This is a genomic window from Arthrobacter sp. SLBN-122 (assembly GCF_006715165.1).
Taxonomy (GTDB): Bacteria; Actinomycetota; Actinomycetes; order Actinomycetales; family Micrococcaceae; genus Arthrobacter.
In genome coordinates, this window is the sequence record NZ_VFMS01000001.1 from 2,761,377 (window position 1) to 2,782,422 (window position 21,046).

Below are 21,046 nucleotides of genomic sequence, written 5' to 3' on the forward strand. Positions count from 1 at the left end.
CGACCGACCCAAGGAACTCATGAGCCCCGCAAACGAAGTACGTAAGTCCAAGGCTGAGCGAACCGCGGAGGCGCGCGAAAAGGCGCGCCTGATCCGCGAAGCGCAGCTAAAGAAGGACAAGCGCAACAAGCTGCTGATCGGCTGGGGCATCGTGGCGGCAGTCGTGGCCATCCTGGTGGTGGTGGCCCTGGTGGTGACGAACAGCCTCAAGCAGAACGCCCCGGTTGCGGACCAGGGCCCCACTCCGGCCAACGCCAACGTGCATGGCGGCGTCACCCTGCTGGCCAACACAAACGTGGCCAAGTCGGAGCCGGCCACTGTGGACGCCGCCTCCCTGGGGGAGGCCCCGAAGACTCCGCCGGCCGAGGTAGTGGCGCCCGGGGCGCAAGCGGAGGCCGGCAAGCCGGTCAAGGTAGTCCTGTACATCGACTTCATCTGCCCCATCTGCAAGAACTTCGAGACCCAGTACAACGAGCAGCTCACGTCGCTGCGCAACGAAGGCAAGATCACCGTTGAGTACCGGGCCCTCGGCTTCCTGGACAGCCGGTCCACCACCAACTATTCGTCCCGGGCCGCCAACGCAGCAGCCTGTGTGGTCAACGAATCCCCGGAAAAGTACTCAGACTTCGTCAACGAACTGTTCGCCAAGCAGCCGGCGGAGGGCACCGCGGGTCTTTCCGACAACGACCTGAAGAAGATGGCGTCCGACATGGGCGTCAAGATCGACTCCTGCGTGGATGACAAGACCTACCGCCCGTTCGTGAAGTTCACCACGAAGGAAGCGTCGGCCATCGGGGTCACCGGCACGCCCACCGTGTTCGTGGACGGCAAGCAGTGGGGCAAGGGGGACAGCGCCCAGACGCCGTTCCCGGACTTCCTGCAGGCAGCCATCGCCGCCAAGGGCTAAGGACCACCAGACAGGGCAGGGGCCCGTCCCGGAGCGTTTCCGGGGCGGGCCCCTGCCGCTTCCGCAGCCCGTACCGCCGCGTTTTTACGCCCGGCGGGAGTTGGGCTAACCTTATCTAGCGCCTTCACGGCGCACGCCCGCAGGGGCGCGCCTCCTTAGCTCAGTTGGCCAGAGCACCGCTCTTGTAAAGCGGGGGTCGTCGGTTCGAATCCGACAGGGGGCTCCATACAACGTCCGGGTTTAAGCTGGATCCATCCAAGTAATCAGCGTGCTGACTAAAGGAGGATGGGTGCCATGCCCAAGACCGGCAAGAACGATCACGCCCGCAAGGAAGAACTTCCTTCCACTCTTCAGCGTTCAGAGCAAAAGGCGCAGGACACCTTCGCCAAGACCTACGATTCCGCCCTTGAGTCGTACGACCAGGACGAGCAACGGGCGGCCCGCGCAGCATACGCATCCCTGAAGCACAGCTACGAGAAGGTGGGCGACCACTGGGAGCCCAAGGAAAAACGCGGACCGTCGGACAAGCGGGCGGAACAGGGCCTCCGCTCCTCCGAACCCACCGCCGGCGGTGTCGATGCCAACGCATCCAAGGACCACCTCTACAAACTGGCCAGGGAACTGGACGTCAAGGGCCGCTCGAAGATGGACAAGGACGAGCTGGTGAAGGCCATTCAGAAGGCCAACGACGCAGCCACCCGCAAAGCCCGCAGCAAATAGCCTGCGCTCTTGCCGTCCCGCCGTCCAAGGTGTCGAATCAGAGGACACGTCCGGTCGGGTGGCGATGATGCCAGGAGGTTCCAATGTCGGTGAAGAGCACCAAGGAGTCAGCGCGGGCGGCAGGCGGCAGGAACGGGCCTGAATCAAAGCGGGCTGACCAAGCCACCGGCATCGCAGCCCAGGACCCGGCGCGGATCCGGAACGTGGCCCTGGTGGGTCACTCCGGCGCCGGGAAAACAATGCTGATCGAGGCCCTCCTGGCGGCCAACGGCATGATCACCCGGAAAGGCTCCATCGCCGATGGATCCACGGTGAGCGACTCGGACCCCGCCGCGGTGCACCAGCAGAGGTCCGTCACGCTGTCCCTGGTGCCCCTGATGCTGGATGACGTCAAGGTGAACCTCCTGGACACGCCCGGCTACCCTGATTTCATTGGTGAGCTTCGTGCGGGCCTGCGCGCCTCCGACGCCGCGCTCTTTGTCGTCTCCGCCGTGGACGGAATCGACGCCACCACCACCGCGCTCTGGGGCGAGTGCGGGCACATGCAGCTGCCACGCGCCGTCGTAATCACCCGGATGGACCACCCGCGGGCAGATTACGACGGCGCCCTGGCCGCCTGCCGCAAAGCGTTCGGCGACGGCGTGCTGCCGCTGTGCGTCCCGGTGCGGACAGGGGAGGAGGCCGCCGGCCCGCTGTCCCTGCTTGACCTGCTGCCGCAGGAGGTGACGGACTACGCCTCCGGAGATACAACCCCTGAGGTCCGGCCTGCAACGCCGGATGAATGTGCGGCTGCCGGTCCGGCCAGGGGCGACCTGATTGAGGGCATCATCGCCGAAAGCGAAGACGAGACGCTGATGGACCGCTACCTGGAAGGCGAGGACATCGATACGGAGGTGCTGGCAGCCGACCTGGAAACCGCCGTCGCCCGCGGCTCGTTCTTTCCCGTGCTGCCCACATCCGCCGTCACCGGGCTGGGCACCGCTGAACTGCTGGACCTGCTGGTCCGCGCCTTTCCACCGCCGGGGGAACGCAGCCTGCCGGACAGCACGGATCTCGCGGGGGAACCTGCCGGAAGCCTTTCCTGCGATCCGTCCGGCCCGCTCGCCGCCGAAGTGGTGCGCACTTCCAACGATCCCTTCCTGGGCCGCATCTGCCTGGTGCGGGTTTTCTCCGGGACGCTCCGGGATGACTCTCCGGTCCATGTGGGTGGCCACGGCCTGGCGGACCGGGGCCACCAGGACCATGACACCGATGAACGGGTGACCCACATTTACTCACCGCTGGGTGCCGCCCTTCGGCCCGTTCCCTTCTGCGTGGCGGGGGACATGTGCGCGCTGGCAAAGCTGGGCAGCGCCGAAACAGGGGACACCATTTCCGCCCGGGAAAACCCGTTGCTGCTCGCCACCTGGGAGATGCCGGAGCCGCTGCTGCCGGTTGCCGTGGAAGCCGATTCCCGCAGTGATGAGGACGCATTGGCCCGCAGCCTGGGCCGTATCGCGGCAGGGGATCCCACGCTGCGCGTGGACAGGAACGCCGAAACGCACCAGCTGGTGCTGTGGTGCATGGGCGAAGCGCATGCGGAGGTAGTCCTGGACAGGCTGCGGGACCAGGGCGTGAAACTGCACAGCGTGGACGTGGTGACGCCGCTGCGTGAAACCTTTGCGGGCGCCGCCGCCGGCCACGGCCGCCACGTCAAACAGTCCGGCGGCCACGGCCAGTACGCCGTGTGCGACATCGAGGTGGAACCGCTGGAGCGCGGCGGCGGGTTCGAGTTCGTGGACAAGACGGTGGGCGGTGTCATCCCCGGAACGTTCATCCCGTCGATCGAGAAGGGGGTCCGGGCCCAAATGGAGAAAGGCGTTTCAGCCGGCTTCCCCGTGGTTGACCTGCGGGTGACCCTGGTGGGCGGCAAGGCCCACAGTGTGGATTCGTCGGATGCGGCGTTCCAGGCGGCCGGTGCCCTGGCACTCCGGGAGGCCGCGGCGGCGGGGAAGATCCAGCTGCTGGAACCGGTGTCCTCCGTCTCCATCACCGTGGCCGACGAACACGTGGGGACGGTGATGAGCGACTTGTCCGGCCGGCGGGGACGCCTCACCGGCACCACCTCCTCCGGCGGGGGGCTCACCGAGATCAGCGCCGAAGTCCCGGACCAGGAACTCCTGCGGTATGCGGTTGAACTGCGGGCCCTGACGGCCGGCACCGGGCGCTTCCGCCGCCAGTACCTGCGCCATGACCCCGTGCCCCCGAACTACAGCCCGTCCTGAGCCCGCCGTGGGAACAGGCATCAAGAGCGCCGTCCGCCGGTGAACGCTGCAGCACGGAAGATTCAGACCGTCTACCTGACGCTGACGTTGGGCAACACCCTTGCGGCATCGTTCATTTGGGGGATCAACACGCTGTTCCTGCTCGACGCCGGGCTGACCAACCTGGAGGCCTTTGCCGCGAATGCCTTCTTCACGGCCGGGATGGTGCTTTTCGAGGTGCCCACCGGGGTGGTGGCGGACAGCTGGGGGCGGCGTGCATCCTTCCTGCTGGGGACCGTGACCCTGGCCGCCTCCACCTACCTCTATTACCTGCTGTGGCAGTTGTCCGCGCCGTTCTGGTGGTGGGCCGCGGTGTCGGCGCTGCTGGGACTTGGATTCACCTTTTTCTCGGGGGCAGTGGAAGCCTGGCTGGTGGACGCCCTGCACTTTTCCGGTTACGACGGCGGGCTGGAAGCTGTCCTGGGCCGCGGCCAGATGGTCTCCGGCATCGCCATGCTGGCCGGTTCAGTGGCCGGCGGCGTGATCGCGCAGGCAACAAACCTGGGCGTACCGTTCCTGCTGCGCGTTGGGGTGCTGGTGGCCATGTTCGCGGTGGCCTTCCTGCTCATGCACGACGTCGGCTTCATACCGGAGCGTTCGGCCCACCCCGTCCAGGCCACCCGGGCGGTCCTCAAGGCCTCGCTGGACGGCGGCCTTCGGAACCCGCCGGTGAGGTACATGATGCTGGCCGCCCCGTTCACCGAAGGCGTGGGGTTCTATGTTTTCTATGCCCTCCAGCCCTACCTGCTGCAGCTGTTCGGCGATCCCAAGGCCTACGCCATCGCAGGCCTGGCAGCGGCCATCGTTGCGGGCTCGGAGATCGCAGGCGGCTGGCTGGCCCCGCTGGTCCGCAAACTGGTCCGCCGCCGAACCACCGTGCTGATCGCTTCAACCGTCACCAGTTCCGTGGTCCTGGTGGTGCTGCTGGCCACCAGCATCTTCTGGCTGGCCCTGGTGCTCCTGGCACTCTGGGCCGTGGTGGGGTCCGCCGGCACCCCGGTGCGCCAGGCCTACCTGAATGACATGATCGGTTCGAAGCAGCGGGCGACCGTCCTGAGTTTCGCCTCGCTGATGGGCTCCAGCGGGGGAGTGGTGGTGCAGCCGGTGCTCGGCAGGTCGGCCGACGTCTTCGGATATCCCGCGTCACTGGCACTGGGCGGCGTGGTGCAGTTGCTGGCGGCACCCTTCATCCTCCTCAGCCGGCGCCGGCGCTCGCCGGCGGATGTTGCCACGGGACTGGCCGCAACGCCGTAAAGAGCCAGGACGCACGTGAAGGCCCTTGGCCCCGAAATTAATCCGGGTCCAAGGGCCTTCAAAGCGCGTCCTACTTAACGCCTGCCTCCACCGTTTCGCTGGCAGCCGGCGTCGGCTTTTCCTCCGCGGGCGGGGGTGTGGTCTTCAGCTTGAACCGCTTGCCAAGGTCCCCGCCGCCTCCGCTGCGGTTCTTGTTGAAGATATCGAACCCGACGGCGACAAGGAGGACCAGGCCCTTGATGAGCTGCTGGTAATCGGTGCCCAGGCCCAGGATGGACATACCGTTGTTGAGCACCCCCATGATCAGGCCACCGATCATGGCTCCCGCCACCGTTCCGATGCCGCCGGTGACTGCGGCGCCGCCGATGAAGGCCGCGGCGATGGAGTCCAGTTCGAAGCCCGTACCACCGGCGGGCTGCGCCGAGTTGAGCCGGGCGGTGAAGACAAGGCCCGCCAGCGCGGAGAGCACTCCCATGTTCACGAAGAGCCGGAACGTGACGGCCTTGGTCTTGATGCCCGACAGTTCAGCCGCATGCAGGTTGCCGCCGATGGCGTAGGTGTGCCGGCCGAAGACGCTGTTGTTCATCAGGGCGGTGTAGGCGATCACCAGCACGGCCAGGACCACCAGGACGATCGGCGTGCCACGGTAGGAGGCCAGCAGGAAGGTGATGATGAGCATAAGCAGGGCCGTGAACGTGGTCTTGATGATGAACCAGACCAGGGGCTCGCTTTCGAGGTCGAACTTCCTGCGGATCCTTCGCTCCTTGAAGGCCTGGATCAGCAGGGCCGCCGTGGCCCCGACGCCCAGGATGACAGTGAGCCATTCCAGGACGGACGTGCCGCCGGAGATGTCGGGAAGGAAGCCGCCGCCCAGGGCCCGCAGCTCGGCGGGGAAGGGGGTGATCTGCTGGTTCTTGAGGGTGATCAGCGTCAGCCCGCGGAAGATCAGCATGCCCGCCAGCGTGACGATGAAGGCGGGGATCCCCACGTAGGCGATCCAGTACCCCTGCCAGGCGCCTACAAGGGCGCCGACCAGCAGGCAGGCAGGGATTGCCGCCCACCAGGGCCAGCCCCAGTGGACGATCATGACGCCGGCCACGGCGCCGATAAACCCGGCGACGGACCCGACGGAAAGGTCGATGTGCCCGGCGATGATCACCATCACCATGCCGATGGCCAGGATGAGGATGTAACTGTTCTGGACCACCAGGTTGGTCACGTTCTGCGGTTCCAGCAGGATTCCGCCGGTCAGCCCCTGGAACAGCAGGACGATCAGGATCAGGGCAACGAAGATGCCAACCTGGCGGAGGCGGCTTGTGAGGAATCCGAGCGATTCTCGTAAGGCGGACATTTCGCTATTCCTTCTCTTTGGTCATGTAGTGCATCAGGGTTTCCTGGGTGGCCTCGGCAATGGGCACTTCACCGGTGATGTGGCCGGCGGCGAGCGTGTAGATGCGGTCGCAGATGCCCAGGAGCTCGGGAAGTTCCGAGGAAATGACGATTACGGCTTTTCCTTCGGCCGCGAGTTTGGCGATGATCGTGTAGATCTCGTACTTGGCGCCGACATCGATGCCGCGGGTGGGTTCATCGAGGATGAGCACGTCGGGGTCAGAGAACATCCACTTGCTCAGCACCACCTTCTGCTGGTTTCCGCCGGAGAGCTTCCCGGTGATGGCGGCCACCGAGGGCGCCTTGATGTTCATGCTCTTCCGGTAGCCGTTGGCCACCACGGTCTCCTGGTTCTTGTCCACGAAGCCGCGTTTGGCGAGCTTGCGCAGCGCTGCCAGGGAGATATTGCGCTTGATGTCCTCGATGAGGTTCAGGCCGTAATGCTTGCGGTCCTCGGTGGCGTAGGCAATGCCATGCCTGATGGCGTCCGAGACCGTGGCGGTGTTGATTTCCTCGCCGTACTTGTAGACCTTGCCGGACGTGGCGGTGCCGTAGGTGCGGCCGAAGACGCTCATGGCAAGTTCCGTGCGCCCGGCGCCCATCAGTCCGGCAAGTCCCACCACCTCGCCTTTCATGACATGGAGGTTGGCGTTCCTCACCACCATGCGGCTGTGGTCCTGGGGGTGCCGGACAGACCAGTCTTCGATCCGGAGGACCTCTTCGCCGATGTTCGGCTCGCGGTCCGGGTACAGGCTCTCCAGGTCCCGGCCCACCATGCCCCGGATAATCCGTTCCTGGGTGATCTGGCCTTCATCGAGCCGGAGGGTCTCAATGGTCTTGCCGTCGCGGATGATGGTGACGGCGTCGGCCACCTTGCGGATTTCATTGAGTTTGTGGCTGATGATGATGCTGGTGACCCCTTGGCCCTTCAAGTGGAGGATCAGGTCCAGCAGGTGGCCGGAATCCTCATCGTTGAGGGCGGCCGTTGGCTCGTCCAGGATGAGCAGCTTCACTTCCTTGGACAGCGCCTTGGCGATTTCCACGAGCTGCTGCTTGCCCACGCTGATGTGCTGCACGGGGGTGACAGGGTTTTCGTCGAGGCCCACGCGGGCCAGCAGCTTTGCGGCCTCCAGGTTGGTCTTACGCCAGTCCACCCACCCGTTGGTGGCCTGTTCGTTGCCAAGGTAGATGTTCTCGGCGATGGAGAGGAACGGGCTCAGCGCCAGTTCCTGGTGGATGATCACAATGCCCCGCTTCTCGCTGTCCGAGATGCTGGCGAAATTGCAGGGTTCATTTTCGAAGAGGATTTCCCCGTCGAAGGTGTTGTGTGGATAGACGCCGGACAACACTTTCATGAGCGTTGATTTGCCGGCTCCGTTCTCACCGCAGATGGCGTGGACCTCTCCACGGTTCACATCCAGTGTGACGTCCTGCAGCGCTTTCACGCCGGGGAACGTCTTGGTGATTCCTCGCATTTGAAGAATGGGTGTGTTCATCGTCAATTCCCACTGACTGGTCGAAGCTTGGCCTTCCTGCTGGTGCAGGAGGCTGCGGGCGGGGCTGTGGCCGGATGGAGGTCCGGCCACAGCCCGCGGACGTTGACTACTTGACGTCGGAGTCCTTGTAGTAACCCGAGTCGATCAGTTCCTTCTTGTAGTTGTCCTTGGTGATGATCACGGACTTCAGCAGGAATGCCGGGACAACCTTGACCTTGTTGTTGTAGGTCTTGGTGTCGTTGGTTTCAGGTTCCTGGCCTTTGAGGACGGCGTCAACCATCTTGACAGCCTGCGCGCCGAGCTGGCGGGTGTCCTTGAAGATGGTGGAGTACTGCTCGCCGGCGATGATGGACTTCACGGAGCCCTTTTCGGCGTCCTGTCCGGTGACCACCGGCAGGCTTCCCTTGGCGTAGCCGCCGGTGCTGGTGAGGGCGGAGATGATGCCGATCGACAGTCCGTCGTACGGCGAAAGGACGCCGTTCAGCTTGGTGCCCGAGCTGTAGGCGGAGGTGATGATATCCTCCATGCGCTTCTGTGCCACGGGTGCCTGCCAGCGAAGGATGGCCGCCTGCTCAAACTTGGTCTGGCCGCTGGGAACCTTCAGGGTGCCGGCATCCATGTACGGCTTGAGGGTGTCCATGGCACCGGTCCAGAAGAAGTTGGCGTTGTTGTCGTCCGGGCTTCCGGCGAAAAGTTCGATGTTGAAGGGCCCCTTGCCCTCCACCTTCTTGCCGCTCGCATCCACCAGGCCCAGGCCCGTCAGCAGCGAGGTAGCCTGCTGGACGCCCACGGTGTAGTTGTCGAAGGTGGTGTAGTAGTCCACGTTGGCGGTGCCGTTGATCAGGCGGTCGTAGGCAACCACCTTCACGTTCTGCTCCTTGGCCTTTGCCAGGACGTCGGTCAGCGTGGTGCCGTCAATGGCAGCGATGATCAGGGCCTTGGCGCCCTTGGTCAGCATGTTTTCGATCTGCGAGACCTGTGTTGGAATGTCGTCATTGGCGAACTGGAGGTCCGTCTTGTAGCCGAGGTCCTTCAGGGACTTCTCAACGTTGGCGCCGTCGGCAATCCACCGTTCGGATGTCTGGGTGGGCATCGAAATGCCAACCAGCGAGTCGGCCGGCTTCGCCGCGCCGCTGGATTCACTGGTTCCGCCACGGGAGCCACAACCGGTAGCCCCCACGGTCAGGGCGAGGACAAGGGCCACCGCGCCCATGAGTTTTTTGATTCTCACCATTATCTCCTTCCGCGGCAGCATTGCCGCGAAGTGTTGTTGGACGGGGAAGCGGCGACGCTTCCGGTCCTGGCCACATTGTTGATGTGTCGGTTCAATATAGACTGATTTGTGAACGCTAACAAGAGCATCCTCCCAGAATCCCGAAACTCTTTCGACTTCATTGACTTCTGCTTTGTTAGCGTTCACACTTGCTGCAGCACTTAGCTTGACCCTGACCCTACAAAACCCGGTAATGAGGCCCTTGCCTCCCGGATGGAGGCAACCCCATGCCAGATGCGTTGTTCACTTCCAGTTCCGAGCCCCGCCACGACCACTGCGTCATTGGGGTGGACTACGGAACGCTCTCAGGCCGCGCCGTGGTGGTACGCGTCCGCGACGGCAAGGAGCTTGGCAGCGCCGTCCACGAGTATCCCCATGCAGTGGTGACCGGCTCCCTGCCCAAAGACGTGGCGGGCGACGACGGGGCACGGCTTCCCGGGGAATGGGCACTTCAGGTGCCCAACGACTACCGGGACGTCCTGCGCAACGCGGTCCCGGCCGCGGTGGCGGACGCTGGGATCGACCCGGCCGCCGTCGTCGGCATTGCAACCGACTTCACCGCCTGCACCATGGTGCCGGTCAAAGCTGACGGCACGCCCCTGAACGAACTGCCTGGCTATGCCAACCGCCCGCACGCCTATGTAAAGCTCTGGCGGCACCACGCCGCCCAGGGGCAGGCGGACCGGATCAACCGGCTGGCGGCCGAACGGGGCGAAGACTGGCTTCCGCGGTACGGGGGCCTGATCTCCTCCGAGTGGGAATTCGCCAAAGGCCTGCAGCTCCTGGAAGAGGACCCGGACGCCTACGCCGAAATGGACCACTGGGTGGAGGCGGCCGACTGGATCGTCTGGCAGCTGTGCGGCCGTTACGTCCGCAACGCCTGCACGGCCGGCTACAAGGGCATCTACCAGGACGGGCGGTACCCATCGGAGGAGTTCCTGTCCGCCCTGAACCCGGACTTCAAGGACTTTGTCAGCTCCAAACTCGAGCACACCATCGGACGGCTGGGCGACGCCGCCGGCACCCTGACGTCGGAGGCGGCGGCCTGGACCGGCCTTCCGGAGGGCATCGCCGTGGCCGTGGGAAACGTTGACGCCCACGTCACGGCACCGGCTGCGAAGGCAGTGGAGTCCGGCCAGCTGGTGGCCATCATGGGCACCTCCACCTGCCATGTCATGAACGGCACCGAACTGCATGAAGTACCGGGCATGTGCGGGGCTGTTGACGGCGGCATCGTACCCGGGCTGTGGGGTTATGAGGCAGGGCAGTCCGGCGTGGGGGACATCTTCGGCTGGTTCACCAAGTACGGCGTCCCGCCGGAATACCATCAGGCGGCCCGGGAAGCCGGAATGGGTATCCACGAGTACCTCACCGGCCTGGCGTCGCGGCAGGCCATCGGGGAGCACGGCCTGATTGCGCTTGACTGGCACTCGGGCAACCGCTCAGTCCTGGTGGACCACGAGCTGTCCGGCATCGTGGTGGGCCAGACCCTCGCCACCAGGCCCGAGGACACCTACCGGGCCCTGCTTGAAGCCACCGCGTTCGGTACCCGCACCATTGTTGACGCATTCCGTAACGCCGGCGTTCCGGTCAAGGAATTCATCGTGGCCGGCGGCCTGCTGAAGAACAGGCTCCTGATGCAGATTTACGCTGACGCCACCGGCCTGCAGTTGTCCACCATCGGCTCTGAGCAGGGTCCGGCCCTGGGGTCGGCCATCCACGCGGCCGTTGCCGCCGGTGAATACGCGGACATCCGCGAAGCTGCTGCAGCCATGGGCGCCGAACCCGGCGAGGTCTACACCCCGATCCCGGAAAACGTTGCTGCCTACGACGAGCTGTTCCAGGAGTACAAGGCCCTGCACGACTACTTCGGCCGCGGCGGCAATGACGTGATGCACCGGCTTAAGGCCATCCAGCGCAGAGCTGCCCGGACCGTCCTTCCCGGCACCGGCGCCGGTTCTGCAGCCGAAACGGCCGTGGAGGTGTCCGCATGAGCACCGATGCAGGAATCCTGGAGACCATTGCCCGGGTCCGCGAGGAAGTGTGTGCGCTGCATGCCGAGCTGACCCGCTACGAACTGGTGGTATGGACGGCGGGCAACGTCTCGGCCCGCGTGCCGGGCACCGACCTGATGGTCATCAAGCCTTCCGGCGTCTCCTACCAGGACCTGACTCCCGAGCAGATGATCGTCACCGACCTCCACGGCACTCCCGTGCGGGGCACCAACGTCGGTGGCGGCGGCACTGTCGATTGGGGCAATCCGGCGCTGTCGCCGTCGTCGGACACCGCCGCGCACGCCTACGTGTACCGCCACATGCCTGAGGTGGGCGGGGTGGTGCACACGCACTCCACCTACGCCACCGCGTGGGCTGCCCGGGGCGAGGCCATCCCGTGCGTGCTGACCATGATGGGCGATGAGTTCGGCGGCTCCATCCCCGTGGGCCCGTTCGCGCTGATCGGGGACGACTCGATCGGCCACGGCATCGTGGAAACGCTTAAGAACTCCAATTCCCCGGCGGTCCTGATGCAGAACCACGGCCCGTTCACCATCGGCAAGGACGCCCGGTCCGCCGTGAAAGCGGCCGTGATGTGTGAGGAAGTGGCCCGCACCGTCCACATCTCACGGCAGCTCGGTGAACCGCTGCCCATCGACCAGGGCTCCATCGACTCCCTCTACGCCCGCTACCAGAACGTCTACGGCCAGTAACGCCGTCACCCAATAACTTCCAGGAGAATCCATGAGCACCGCAGCAAACACCTCCCTCGACGGCTACGAGGTCTGGTTCCTCACCGGCAGCCAGCACCTGTACGGGGAGGAAGTCCTCAAACAGGTTGCCGCCCAGTCGCAGGAGATCGCCAACCAGCTCAACGCCAGTTCCGCCGTCCCGGTAAAGATCGTCTGGAAGCCGGTCCTCACCGATTCTGACGCCATCCGCCGCACCGCCCTTGAGGCCAACTCGGATGATTCCGTCGTCGGCGTCACCGCCTGGATGCACACGTTCAGCCCGGCCAAGATGTGGATCCAGGGCCTGGACCTGCTGCGCAAGCCCCTGCTGCACCTGCACACCCAGGCCAACCGCGACCTGCCGTGGGCGGACATCGACTTCGACTTCATGAACCTGAACCAGGCCGCGCACGGCGACCGCGAGTTCGGATACATCCAGTCCCGCCTGGGCATCGCCCGGAAGACCGTCGTGGGGCACGTCTCCAACCCCGAGGTGGCACGCCAGGTGGGTTCCTGGCAGCGCGCCGCCGCCGGCTGGGCCGCCGTGCGGACCCTGAAGCTGACCCGCTTCGGAGACAACATGCGCAACGTGGCCGTCACCGAAGGCGACAAGACCGAAGCGGAGCTGCGCTTCGGCGTCGCGGTCAACACCTGGTCCGTCAACGAACTCGCGGACGCCGTGCACGGCGCGGCAGAGTCCGACGTCGACGCCCTGGTGGCCGAATATGAGGACCTTTACGACGTGGTGCCGGAGCTCCGCGCAGGCGCGGACAGGCACGATTCGCTGCGGTACGGCGCCCGGATTGAACTGGGCCTGCGCAGCTTCCTGGAGGGCAACGGCTCTGCCGCGTTCACCACCTCCTTCGAGGACCTCGGTGCCCTGCGCCAGCTTCCGGGCCTGGCGGTGCAGCGTCTCATGGCCGCCGGCTACGGGTTCGGCGCCGAAGGCGACTGGAAGACCGCCATCCTGGTCCGCGCTGCCAAGGTGATGGGCGCAGGCCTGCCCGGCGGCGCCTCCCTCATGGAGGACTACACCTACCACCTGGAACCCGGGTCCGAAAAGATCCTGGGCGCCCACATGCTGGAGGTCTGCCCCTCCCTCACGGCATCCAAGCCCCGCCTGGAAATCCACCCGCTGGGCATCGGCGGCAAGGAGGACCCGGTCCGCCTGGTGTTCGACGCCGACGCCTCCCCGGGCGTCGTCGTCGCCCTGTCCGACATGCGGGACCGTTTCCGCCTGGTGGCCAACGCCGTGGACGTCGTTCCCCTGGACCAGCCGCTGCCCAACCTGCCCGTTGCCCGCGCCCTCTGGGAGCCCAAGCCGGACTTCGCCACCTCCGCCGCCGCCTGGCTCACCGCCGGCGCTGCCCACCACACCGTGCTCTCCACCCAGGTGGGCATGGACGTGTTCGAGGACTTCGCGGAAATTGCCCGGACGGAGCTGCTCACGATTGACGAGGGCACCACCATCCGGCAGTTCAAGAAGGACCTGAACTGGAACGCCGCCTACTACAAACTCGCCGGCGGGATCTGACTCCGTGGCACGGCTGAGCTCCTGGCCCCCGCCAATGGCAAGAACCTCGTGACGCCCGGCAAGCCGGTACGGCTGCCGAGGCTTGAGGACGTGGCGGAGCTGGCCGGGGTCTCACACCAGACGGTGTCACGCGTGGTCAACAGCCACCCCAATGTGAGCGCCGGGACACGGGAAAAGGTGGAAGCGGCCATTGCCCGGCTGGGCTACCGCCGCAACACCGCCGCCCGGAGCCTGGTCACCCGGCGCTCACAGACCATCGGCGTCCTGGGCAGCGAACTTTCACAGTACGGGCCCGCCAATACGATGCTGGGAGTGGAACGCGCTGCGCGGGACGCAGGGTATTTCGTCAGCGTTGCTGCCTTGCGGGAGGTCAGCCGGGACACCATCCTGGACGCCGTCAGGCACTTCCTGGACCAGTCGGTGGACGGCATCGTGGTGATCGTTCCGCACCTTCAGACGCTGGCCGCGCTGGCCGAACTTCCCATCGGCGTGCCGGTGGTGGCCGTGGGACCGGAGGGGAATGACGCAGTTGGCGGCGTCAGGGTGGACCAGCGCCGCGGAGCCGAACTGGCGGTGTGGCACCTGATAGGGCAGGGGCACGTCCGGATCGGTCACGTCGCGGGGCCGCAGGACTGGATTGATGCCGTGGCCCGCGCTGACGGCTGGCGGTCCACCCTGGCGTCGGCCGGGCTCGATGCGGACCTGATGATCGAGGGTGACTGGAGCGCCGGCAGCGGCTATGAAATCGGGCGGCGGATTGCGGCCACCCGCCGGGCCACCGCCATCTTTGTTGGCAACGACCAGATGGCCCTGGGGGTGCTGCGCGCCCTGACAGAGGCCGGCATCAGGGTGCCGCAGGACGTGTCCGTCGTGGGCTTCGATGACCAGCCCGAGGCCGGCTACTTCAGTCCGCCGCTGACGGTGATCCGGCAGGACTTTGAAGAACTGGGCCGGCGGTGCATGCAGATGATGCTTACCGCATTCGATGGCGCAGGCGGACCACGGACGCTGGTGGTGCAGCCGGAACTGGTCCTGCGCAGCAGCACGGCGCCGCCGGCCTGACGAATCCACGTGGACAACCTGCCCGGAAGTCCGGCCGCCAGCTGATTTAATCCGGGGGAGACCGCGCCGAAACGTGGCCACAACAATCGCTGCGTAGGTTTCAGGGCATGATGGCTGACCTGCTCATCCGGCTCCGCGACTGGCTGCTGGATACGTTCACGTACGATTCCGAATCGGCGGCCGCCGGCGCCATGGCTGATGCCACCCGGTGGGGCTGGCTCCCGGCTCTGAGCGGGGTGTCCGCAGGCGCGGACCAGGCCCGGTCCGAGCACGCCCGGTCAGAGCATGCTGAACAGCGGGTGGAAGCGGCATGATGTCTGCTTAGCCACACTATTGCGCCGGTAGCGGGAGAATGCCCTAAACTGCTGCACTGAGGTGCCTGAAATGGCGCTGCGCAGCAACGAAAGTGAACACGTTATGGCTACCGATTACGATGCTCCACGCAAGCAGGAAGAAGAGTCGCCCGCCGACTCTCTCGAGGCCCTCCAGGCGTCACGGAGCGGCAACGCGCAGACCGCTGTCATCGATGTCGAGGAGAACGACACCGCTGAGGGTATCGACCTGCCCGGCGCGGACCTGTCCAACGAGGAACTGACGGTCATTGTGGTTCCCGAACAGTCCGATGAGTTCACCTGCTCGTCGTGCTTCCTGGTCCGCCACCGCTCACAGGTTGCCCGCGAAAAGGACGGCCTGAAGTACTGCCGCGACTGCGAAGGCTGAATTTCTCCTGATCTTTTTTGCCGGCGCCGGCCACCTCCCCGAGGTGGCCGGCGCTGCTTTGTCCCCGGACGCCGTCGTTATCAAAATGCTCACTCGTTTCCCGGACCGAACACTCCTACGCTGGAAGCATCCAATGGCCTTCTTTTCCGGATGGCACCGCAATGAAAAAGTTCTTTATCTGGCTCGCAGCCATCGTTATGGCTGCTGCGCTGGGAATCGTGGTTTCAGCGCCCGCCTCGGCAACAACGCCGTATTGCGGGCTCACGTGGGGTTCGCTGATGAAACAGGACACCAGCATGGGCACCGCGCCCGTCACCAACGTGCGGACGGGACAGCACTACTGCTTCGACCGGCTGGTGGTCGACCTCGGCGGCGGCACGGCCCCCGGTTACACAGTCCGCTACGTTCCGGGCATCGTCCAGGACGGCTCCGGTTTCCCGGTGCCGGTCCGGGGCAATGCAAAGCTGCAGGTGACCATCAATGCCTCGTCCATGGACAGCAACGGCAAGTCCACCTACAATTCGGCCGACGCGGCAGAACTTGCCAACGTGGCTGGCTACCAGACATTCCGCCAGGTAGCTTCCGCCGGTGGGTTCGAGGGCTACACCAGTCTCGGCCTGGGCGTCCGTGCCCGTCTTCCGTTCCGGGTGTTCACCCTGGACGGACCGGGTTCCGGTCACCGCCTGGTGGTGGACGTGGCGCACTTCTGGTGACAAGCCGCCGTCGTAATGCAAAGGTGCCGTGCCCCTGATTGGGGCACGGCACCTTTTTGCGGTGGGACCTACTCCGGGACCACCAGCGCGGGGGTGTCCTGCTTCAGGGTTTCGCCGCGGAAGAAGCCGGGGTGGGTGCGGGACATGACCAGCATGACCACGGCGCCCAGGGCCAGGATGCCGACGCCCAGGATGAACACCAGGCCCACGCCGAAGACCTCGGAACCGCTGCCGAACTCCGGTGCCAGGCTGTCAACGGCGGTTTGGGCGAACACCACGAACAGCCCCACGCCGCCCACGACAGGGCAAACCAGCCGCAGGACCAAGTGGCGCATGCTGTTGAACAGGCTGTGGCGGAAGTACCAGGTGCAGGCCAGCGCGGTGAGGCCGTAGTAGAAGCAAATCATCAGGCCCAGGGCCAGGATGGTGTCATTCAGGACGTTTTCGCTGACCACGTGCATCACTGCGTAGAACCCTGCGGACATCACACCGGCTGCGATGGTGGCGAAGCCCGGGGTGGCGAACTTCCTGCTGATGCGGCTGAACGGTTCCGGCAGGGCGCCGTAGTGCGCCATGGCCAGCAGGCTCCGGGACGGGGACATGAACGTGGACTGGAGGGAGGCCGCTGAGCTGGAGAGCACGGCGAGGGACATCAGGATGGCGAAGGGGCCCATGATGGGGGAGGCCAGGGCCGTGAAGATGTTTTCGTGGTTTTCGGCGTTGTTCAGGCCGTTGCCGGTATCCCCGACGCCGGCGAACATCATGGTGGCGATGCTGACCAGCAGGTAGATGGCCAGGACGATGACGGCGGTCAAGGTGCCGGCCACGCCGGCGGTCTTCTTGCCGTTGGCCGTTTCCTCGTTGACGGTGAGGCAGACGTCCCAGCCCCAGTACACGAAGATCGACAGGGAGATGCCCGCGGCGATCTGGCCGAATGTCTCGATTTTGGTGACGTCGAACCAGTCCCAGCTGAACGGGATTGCCGTTTCGGAGGTGGACCAGTTGGCGAAGGCCATGGCGACGAACAGGCCCAGTACCAGCAGCTGGAAGCCCACCAGGCTGTACTGAACCATCTTGGTGGTGTGCAGGCCGCGATAGCTGACCCAAACGGCCAGCGCCACGAACACGAAGCAGGTGAGGACGTTCAACGCTTTGTTGTCGGCCAGGTCCGCCAGTTCCGGGGAGCCGGTGAGCTGGGACAGGAAGAGGTAGAAGAAGTCGACGGCGACGCCGGCCAGGTTGGAGAGCACAATGATGTTGGCGGCCAGCAGGCCCCACCCGCCCATCCAGCCGATCCAGGGCCCGAATGCTTTGGTCACCCAGGTGAAGGTTGTGCCGCTGTCCGGGGAGTCGGCGTTGAGCTCCCGATATGCGAGCGAGACCAGGATCATGGGGATGAACCCGATCAGGAAGATGACTGGCAGCTGGAGCCCGGCTTCATTGACGGTGGGTCCGAGTGCGCTGGTGAGGGTATAGGCGGGGGCGATGGTTGAAATCCCGAGGACGACGACGGCAAGAAGCCCGAGCTGCCCGCCCTTGAGTCCCTTGGCGCTGACGCCGTCCGCGGAGGGTGCGTGGGCGTGCGGCCCGGGTTTGGCGGTACTGGTGCGGATTATCTCTGTCATGGCACCACTTTCTGGAAGGGGATGAGACGGAAGTCACTATATGAATGGCGTTCATTTAGTATGGGGGTGCGGGTCGTGTGATGCAAGACGCAATATGAATCGCGTTCGTTTATGACTGCCTGCCTGAAATTAGTAAGCTCACTGAGAAATTGCCGCAGGCCCTGCCGCCACGTGGCGGGCGGCTGGTAGCGTCGGCCGTATTGGACCACTTGAGGAGGATGCATGAAAGCTTCACCGACACTGACCAACAACCTGCAGGCTGTCCTGGCGGACCTGATCGAACTCCACGTTCAGGGCAAGCAGGCGCACTGGAACATCGTGGGCACCAACTTCCGCGACCTTCACCTGCAGCTCGACGAAATCGTGGACGCTGCCCGCCAGTTCGCCGACGACACTGCCGAGCGCATGCGTGCCCTGCACGCGCTCCCGGACGGCCGCAGCTCCACGGTTGCCGAAACCACCAGCCTGGCCCAGTTCCCTGACGGGCTGATCAGCACCACGGATGCCATTGAGCGGATCGTTGCCGCCATGGAGGCCGCCGTGGGCACCATGCGCAAAGTGCATGACGAGGTGGATGAGGAGGATCCCACCTCCGCCGACCTCCTCCATGAGTTCATTGCCCGGCTGGAGCAGTTTGCGTGGATGGTGCAGGCTGAGAACATGAAGCCCACCGCCAAGGTAACCGCCGCCGACTCCAAGTAGCGGGATCAGCGGGCAGCCGGCTGCCATTTCAAAGGGCGCCCGGCGCCGGGGTATTCCCTCGGCGCCGGGCGCCTTTGTGCAGCCGACACGGCACACCCTCGGCTGCTAGGCCGCTTTCGGCACTTTCCGCAGCACGACGGCGGCCAGGACTGCCGCCGTAGCCATCAGTACCAACCCAATCGCCGCAGTGATGTGGACGCCGGAATCAAACGCTGCCGCCGCAGCTTCGCGGACGGCTTCCGACACTGATTCGGGCACCAGGTTTGCCGCTTCAATTGCGCCGGCGAGCGTTTCACGGGCATTGTGCAGGGTGGATCCGGGCAGCATGCCGTCAAGTCCCGCGGGCAGCCGCAGGTTCTGCTGGTAGGACGCGGTCAGGATGGAGCCCAGCACTGCGGTCCCCAGCAGCGAGCCCACCTCGTAGCCTGTCTCCGAGATCGCCGCGGCAGCACCTGACTTCTCCGGCGGGGCGGACCCGAGGATGAGGTCGTTGGAGATGGTTTCGGCCGTGCCCACGCCCAGTGCCAGGACCAGGAGCGCCGCCAGCAGCAGCGAGGGTCCGCCGTCGTGGTTCCCGAACGCCACTATCGTGTAGCCCGCAGCGCTGAAGGCCAGTCCCGCCGCCACCACGTAGCCGGGACGGACCTTGCGGACCAGCGGCACCACCACCAGCCCGGCCACCACCGTGGCGGCCAGTGCCGGGATCATGGCAACGCCCGCCGCGGACGGGGTCATGCCCTCGAGGAGCTGGAGGTGCTGGGCAAGGAACAGGATGAACCCGTTGAAGGAGAACAGGGCAAGGATGTTGGCGCTGATGGCCATGCTGAACACCCTGTTCCGGAACAGTGACATATCCAGCAGCGGGTGCTTCAGCCGGTGCTGCCGCCGCACGAACACGGTCCCCATCGCCAGGCCGAAGGCGATTGCGCCCAGCCCTGCAGTCCCCGGGCCTTCGGTGGCAACTGCCTTGATTCCGTAGACAACGGGCACCATGACCAGCATGGAGAGCACGATGCTGGGGATGTCCACCTTGCCGGGCGCCGGATCCTTCGATTCGGGGATGACGGCCGGGCCAAAGGCCAGAAGGGGGAGCATGAGCGGGACCGCCACCAGGAAGACGGCGCCCCACCAGAAGTGCTCCACCAGCCATCCGCCGACGATCGGACCCAGCGCCGCGCCGCCGGAGAAGCCGGCAGCCCAGATGGCCACGGCCAGCCTCCGGCGGTTGGGCTCCGGGAAGATGTTGCGGATCAGCGACAGCGTGGAAGGCATCAGCATGGCCCCGAAGAACCCCAGGGCGGCGCGGCCGGCGATAAGCCACTCCGGCGCCGGTGCAAAAGCGGTGGCAACGGACAGTCCGGCGAAGCCGATGCTGCCAAGGATCAGCAGCCTCCGCCGCCCGATCCGATCGCCCAGGCTACCCATCGATACCAGCAGCCCGGCGAGTACCAGTGGGTAGGCGTCAACGATCCACAGCAGCTGCACGCCGCTGGGTTCCAAGGCGCGTGCGATGGCGGGCAGTGCGAACGTCAGCGCCGTGTTGTCCACCGCCACCAGCAGTACCGGGAACATCAGCAGCCCCAGCGCCAGCCAGTCCCGCCACGGGGAGCGAGTGGAGGTGCTGGGCGCCTGCGGGGACGCGGAACTCTTGATGGAAGCGGTCATGGGAATAACTATACCGTCCAGACGGTATAGTTTGGAATGGTAGGAATTTCCGTTTTCCTGCCTGGTGGAAGGCATGATGGAAGGCATGCCCCGAAAGCCTGTTGCCCGTGACGCGGTCCTTGACGCCTTCGAGTCCCTGCTGATCGAAGTGGGGGAGCGCGCGGCCACCCTTGATGCCGTGGCCCGCAAGGCGGGGGTGTCCAAAGGCGGCCTCCTTTACCACTTTCCCAACAAGGAAGCGCTCATCGCCGTGCTGCTTGACCGGCTGGAGGGCCTCGCCCGGGAAGACGCCGACGCGATGGCTGCTGCCGCTGAAGGCGCCGCGGCATACTTCATCCGTTCCTCCGTCTGGGCCGATACTCGGCTGGACCGCGCCATCGTGGCCGCCACCCGGCTTGCAGAGGTGGCCCACGAAGAGACAAGGCGCCGGTTCGCGGCCATCCAGCAGCGCTGGCTGGACGAGATAGCTGCCGACGTTGGGCCGGGCCTGGCCAAGGCAGTCCTCTACATGGGGGACGGCCTGTACTTCAACGCCATGCTGTCCGTTGCCCCCGCCCCGGCAGGGGGAGCGGCCGCCGACGTGGAGGAACTCCTGGCCGCTTTGGAGCGGCTCCGGAGGTAGTTCCGGTCATTTGCCGCGAGGGGCTGCGGCGTAGGACAATAGAGAGTTGTGAGGGCTGTCACCGGCCTTCATGGTTCGACAAATGAATAGCCTTTGATCTGCGGCGGGAGAGTTCTGCCGGAAGTACAGGCAGGCGCCGTTGGAGCAAATCCTCCCCAGGAATCTCGCAGGCCCCTGTACCGCCGCGGCGAGGCACCTCTGGAAAGCAGCAGGCAGTCCACCACCCTTTGGGAATGCAAGGACTGTTGTGCTCACCGACGGTGCAAGCGGGTCCTGTCCAGGCAGGCAACGCGGAAACTCTCAGGTCCAATACAGAGCGGGGAGGGACCCGAATAG

The 21,046-nt window shown here is 65.3% G+C and carries 18 protein-coding genes, 1 tRNA gene and 1 riboswitch; of the genes, 14 read left to right on the forward strand and 5 right to left on the reverse strand.

What is annotated here, in order from left to right; translation table 11 throughout:
* Positions 1-19: 19 nt before the first annotated feature.
* From FBY36_RS12900 to FBY36_RS12920, 5 genes are all read left to right on the forward strand, one after another.
* Positions 20-907, forward strand: coding sequence for a DsbA family protein (locus FBY36_RS12900; protein WP_142119960.1), 888 nt, complete (start codon positions 20-22; stop codon positions 905-907).
* 149 nt (positions 908-1,056) lie between these two features.
* Positions 1,057-1,133: transfer RNA gene (locus FBY36_RS12905), tRNA-Thr, on the forward strand.
* 68 nt (positions 1,134-1,201) lie between these two features.
* Positions 1,202-1,627, forward strand: a complete 426-nt coding sequence (locus FBY36_RS12910; RefSeq protein ID WP_142119961.1) for a ChaB family protein — start codon at positions 1,202-1,204, stop codon at positions 1,625-1,627.
* Between the two features lie 83 nt (positions 1,628-1,710).
* Positions 1,711-3,891: an elongation factor G-like protein EF-G2 gene (locus tag FBY36_RS12915; protein WP_142119964.1), complete on the forward strand. Its 2,181-nt coding sequence runs from the start codon at positions 1,711-1,713 to the stop codon at positions 3,889-3,891.
* 39 nt (positions 3,892-3,930) lie between these two features.
* Positions 3,931-5,184: an MFS transporter gene (locus FBY36_RS12920; RefSeq protein WP_142119966.1), complete on the forward strand. Its 1,254-nt coding sequence runs from the start codon at positions 3,931-3,933 to the stop codon at positions 5,182-5,184.
* A gap of 70 nt (positions 5,185-5,254) precedes the next feature.
* On the opposite strand, the gene mmsB is transcribed toward FBY36_RS12920, so the two are convergent.
* From mmsB to chvE, 3 genes are all read right to left on the reverse strand, one after another.
* Positions 5,255-6,535, reverse strand: a complete 1,281-nt coding sequence (gene mmsB / locus FBY36_RS12925; protein ID WP_142030259.1) for a multiple monosaccharide ABC transporter permease — start codon at positions 6,533-6,535, stop codon at positions 5,255-5,257.
* A gap of 4 nt (positions 6,536-6,539) precedes the next feature.
* The gene (gene mmsA / locus FBY36_RS12930; protein WP_142119968.1) at positions 6,540-8,069 is read right to left on the reverse strand and encodes a multiple monosaccharide ABC transporter ATP-binding protein; all 1,530 of its coding nucleotides are present in this window, start codon (positions 8,067-8,069) and stop codon (positions 6,540-6,542) included.
* Positions 8,070-8,175: 106 nt separating this feature from the next.
* Positions 8,176-9,303, reverse strand: a complete 1,128-nt coding sequence (chvE, locus tag FBY36_RS12935; protein ID WP_373427689.1) for a multiple monosaccharide ABC transporter substrate-binding protein — start codon at positions 9,301-9,303, stop codon at positions 8,176-8,178.
* A gap of 266 nt (positions 9,304-9,569) precedes the next feature.
* On the opposite strand from chvE, the gene araB reads away from it, so the two are divergent.
* From araB to FBY36_RS12970, 7 genes are all read left to right on the forward strand, one after another.
* The gene (araB, locus tag FBY36_RS12940; protein ID WP_142119970.1) at positions 9,570-11,336 is read left to right on the forward strand and encodes a ribulokinase; all 1,767 of its coding nucleotides are present in this window, start codon (positions 9,570-9,572) and stop codon (positions 11,334-11,336) included.
* The gene (locus FBY36_RS12945) at positions 11,333-12,049 is read left to right on the forward strand and encodes an L-ribulose-5-phosphate 4-epimerase (protein ID WP_142119972.1); all 717 of its coding nucleotides are present in this window, start codon (positions 11,333-11,335) and stop codon (positions 12,047-12,049) included. Before araB ends, FBY36_RS12945 begins: the two co-directional genes overlap by 4 nt.
* Before the next feature lie 31 nt (positions 12,050-12,080).
* Positions 12,081-13,601, forward strand: coding sequence for an L-arabinose isomerase (gene araA / locus FBY36_RS12950; protein WP_142119974.1), 1,521 nt, complete (start codon positions 12,081-12,083; stop codon positions 13,599-13,601).
* A gap of 48 nt (positions 13,602-13,649) precedes the next feature.
* Positions 13,650-14,663, forward strand: a complete 1,014-nt coding sequence (locus tag FBY36_RS12955) for a LacI family DNA-binding transcriptional regulator (protein WP_142119976.1) — start codon at positions 13,650-13,652, stop codon at positions 14,661-14,663.
* Between the two features lie 107 nt (positions 14,664-14,770).
* Positions 14,771-14,977 carry a hypothetical protein gene (locus FBY36_RS12960; protein ID WP_142119977.1) on the forward strand — a complete coding sequence of 69 codons (207 nt, stop codon included), beginning with the start codon at positions 14,771-14,773 and terminating at the stop codon, positions 14,975-14,977.
* Positions 14,978-15,080: 103 nt separating this feature from the next.
* On the forward strand, positions 15,081-15,383 hold the full coding sequence (locus tag FBY36_RS12965) for a DUF4193 domain-containing protein (protein WP_142030266.1): 303 nt from the start codon (positions 15,081-15,083) through the stop codon (positions 15,381-15,383).
* A 161-nt stretch (positions 15,384-15,544) separates the two neighbouring features.
* On the forward strand, positions 15,545-16,096 hold the full coding sequence (locus FBY36_RS12970; RefSeq protein WP_142119981.1) for an AMIN-like domain-containing (lipo)protein: 552 nt from the start codon (positions 15,545-15,547) through the stop codon (positions 16,094-16,096).
* A 68-nt stretch (positions 16,097-16,164) separates the two neighbouring features.
* Here the strand turns inward: FBY36_RS12970 and FBY36_RS12975 are convergent, their stop codons facing one another.
* Entirely contained in the window at positions 16,165-17,721 is a 1,557-nt protein-coding gene (locus FBY36_RS12975) for an APC family permease (protein WP_142119982.1), read from the reverse strand.
* Between the two features lie 222 nt (positions 17,722-17,943).
* Here FBY36_RS12975 and FBY36_RS12980 point away from each other — a divergent pair, with 222 nt between their 5' ends.
* Positions 17,944-18,423, forward strand: a complete 480-nt coding sequence (locus FBY36_RS12980) for a Dps family protein (RefSeq protein WP_043451386.1) — start codon at positions 17,944-17,946, stop codon at positions 18,421-18,423.
* 105 nt (positions 18,424-18,528) lie between these two features.
* On the opposite strand, the gene FBY36_RS12985 is transcribed toward FBY36_RS12980, so the two are convergent.
* On the reverse strand, positions 18,529-20,088 hold the full coding sequence (locus tag FBY36_RS12985; protein WP_142119984.1) for an MFS transporter: 1,560 nt from the start codon (positions 20,086-20,088) through the stop codon (positions 18,529-18,531).
* Positions 20,089-20,173: 85 nt separating this feature from the next.
* Between FBY36_RS12985 and FBY36_RS12990 the strand changes: the two genes are divergently transcribed.
* Positions 20,174-20,710, forward strand: a complete 537-nt coding sequence (locus tag FBY36_RS12990; protein ID WP_142119986.1) for a TetR/AcrR family transcriptional regulator — start codon at positions 20,174-20,176, stop codon at positions 20,708-20,710.
* A gap of 94 nt (positions 20,711-20,804) precedes the next feature.
* Positions 20,805-20,902, forward strand: a riboswitch (glycine riboswitch).
* Positions 20,903-21,046: the final 144 nt, after the last annotated feature.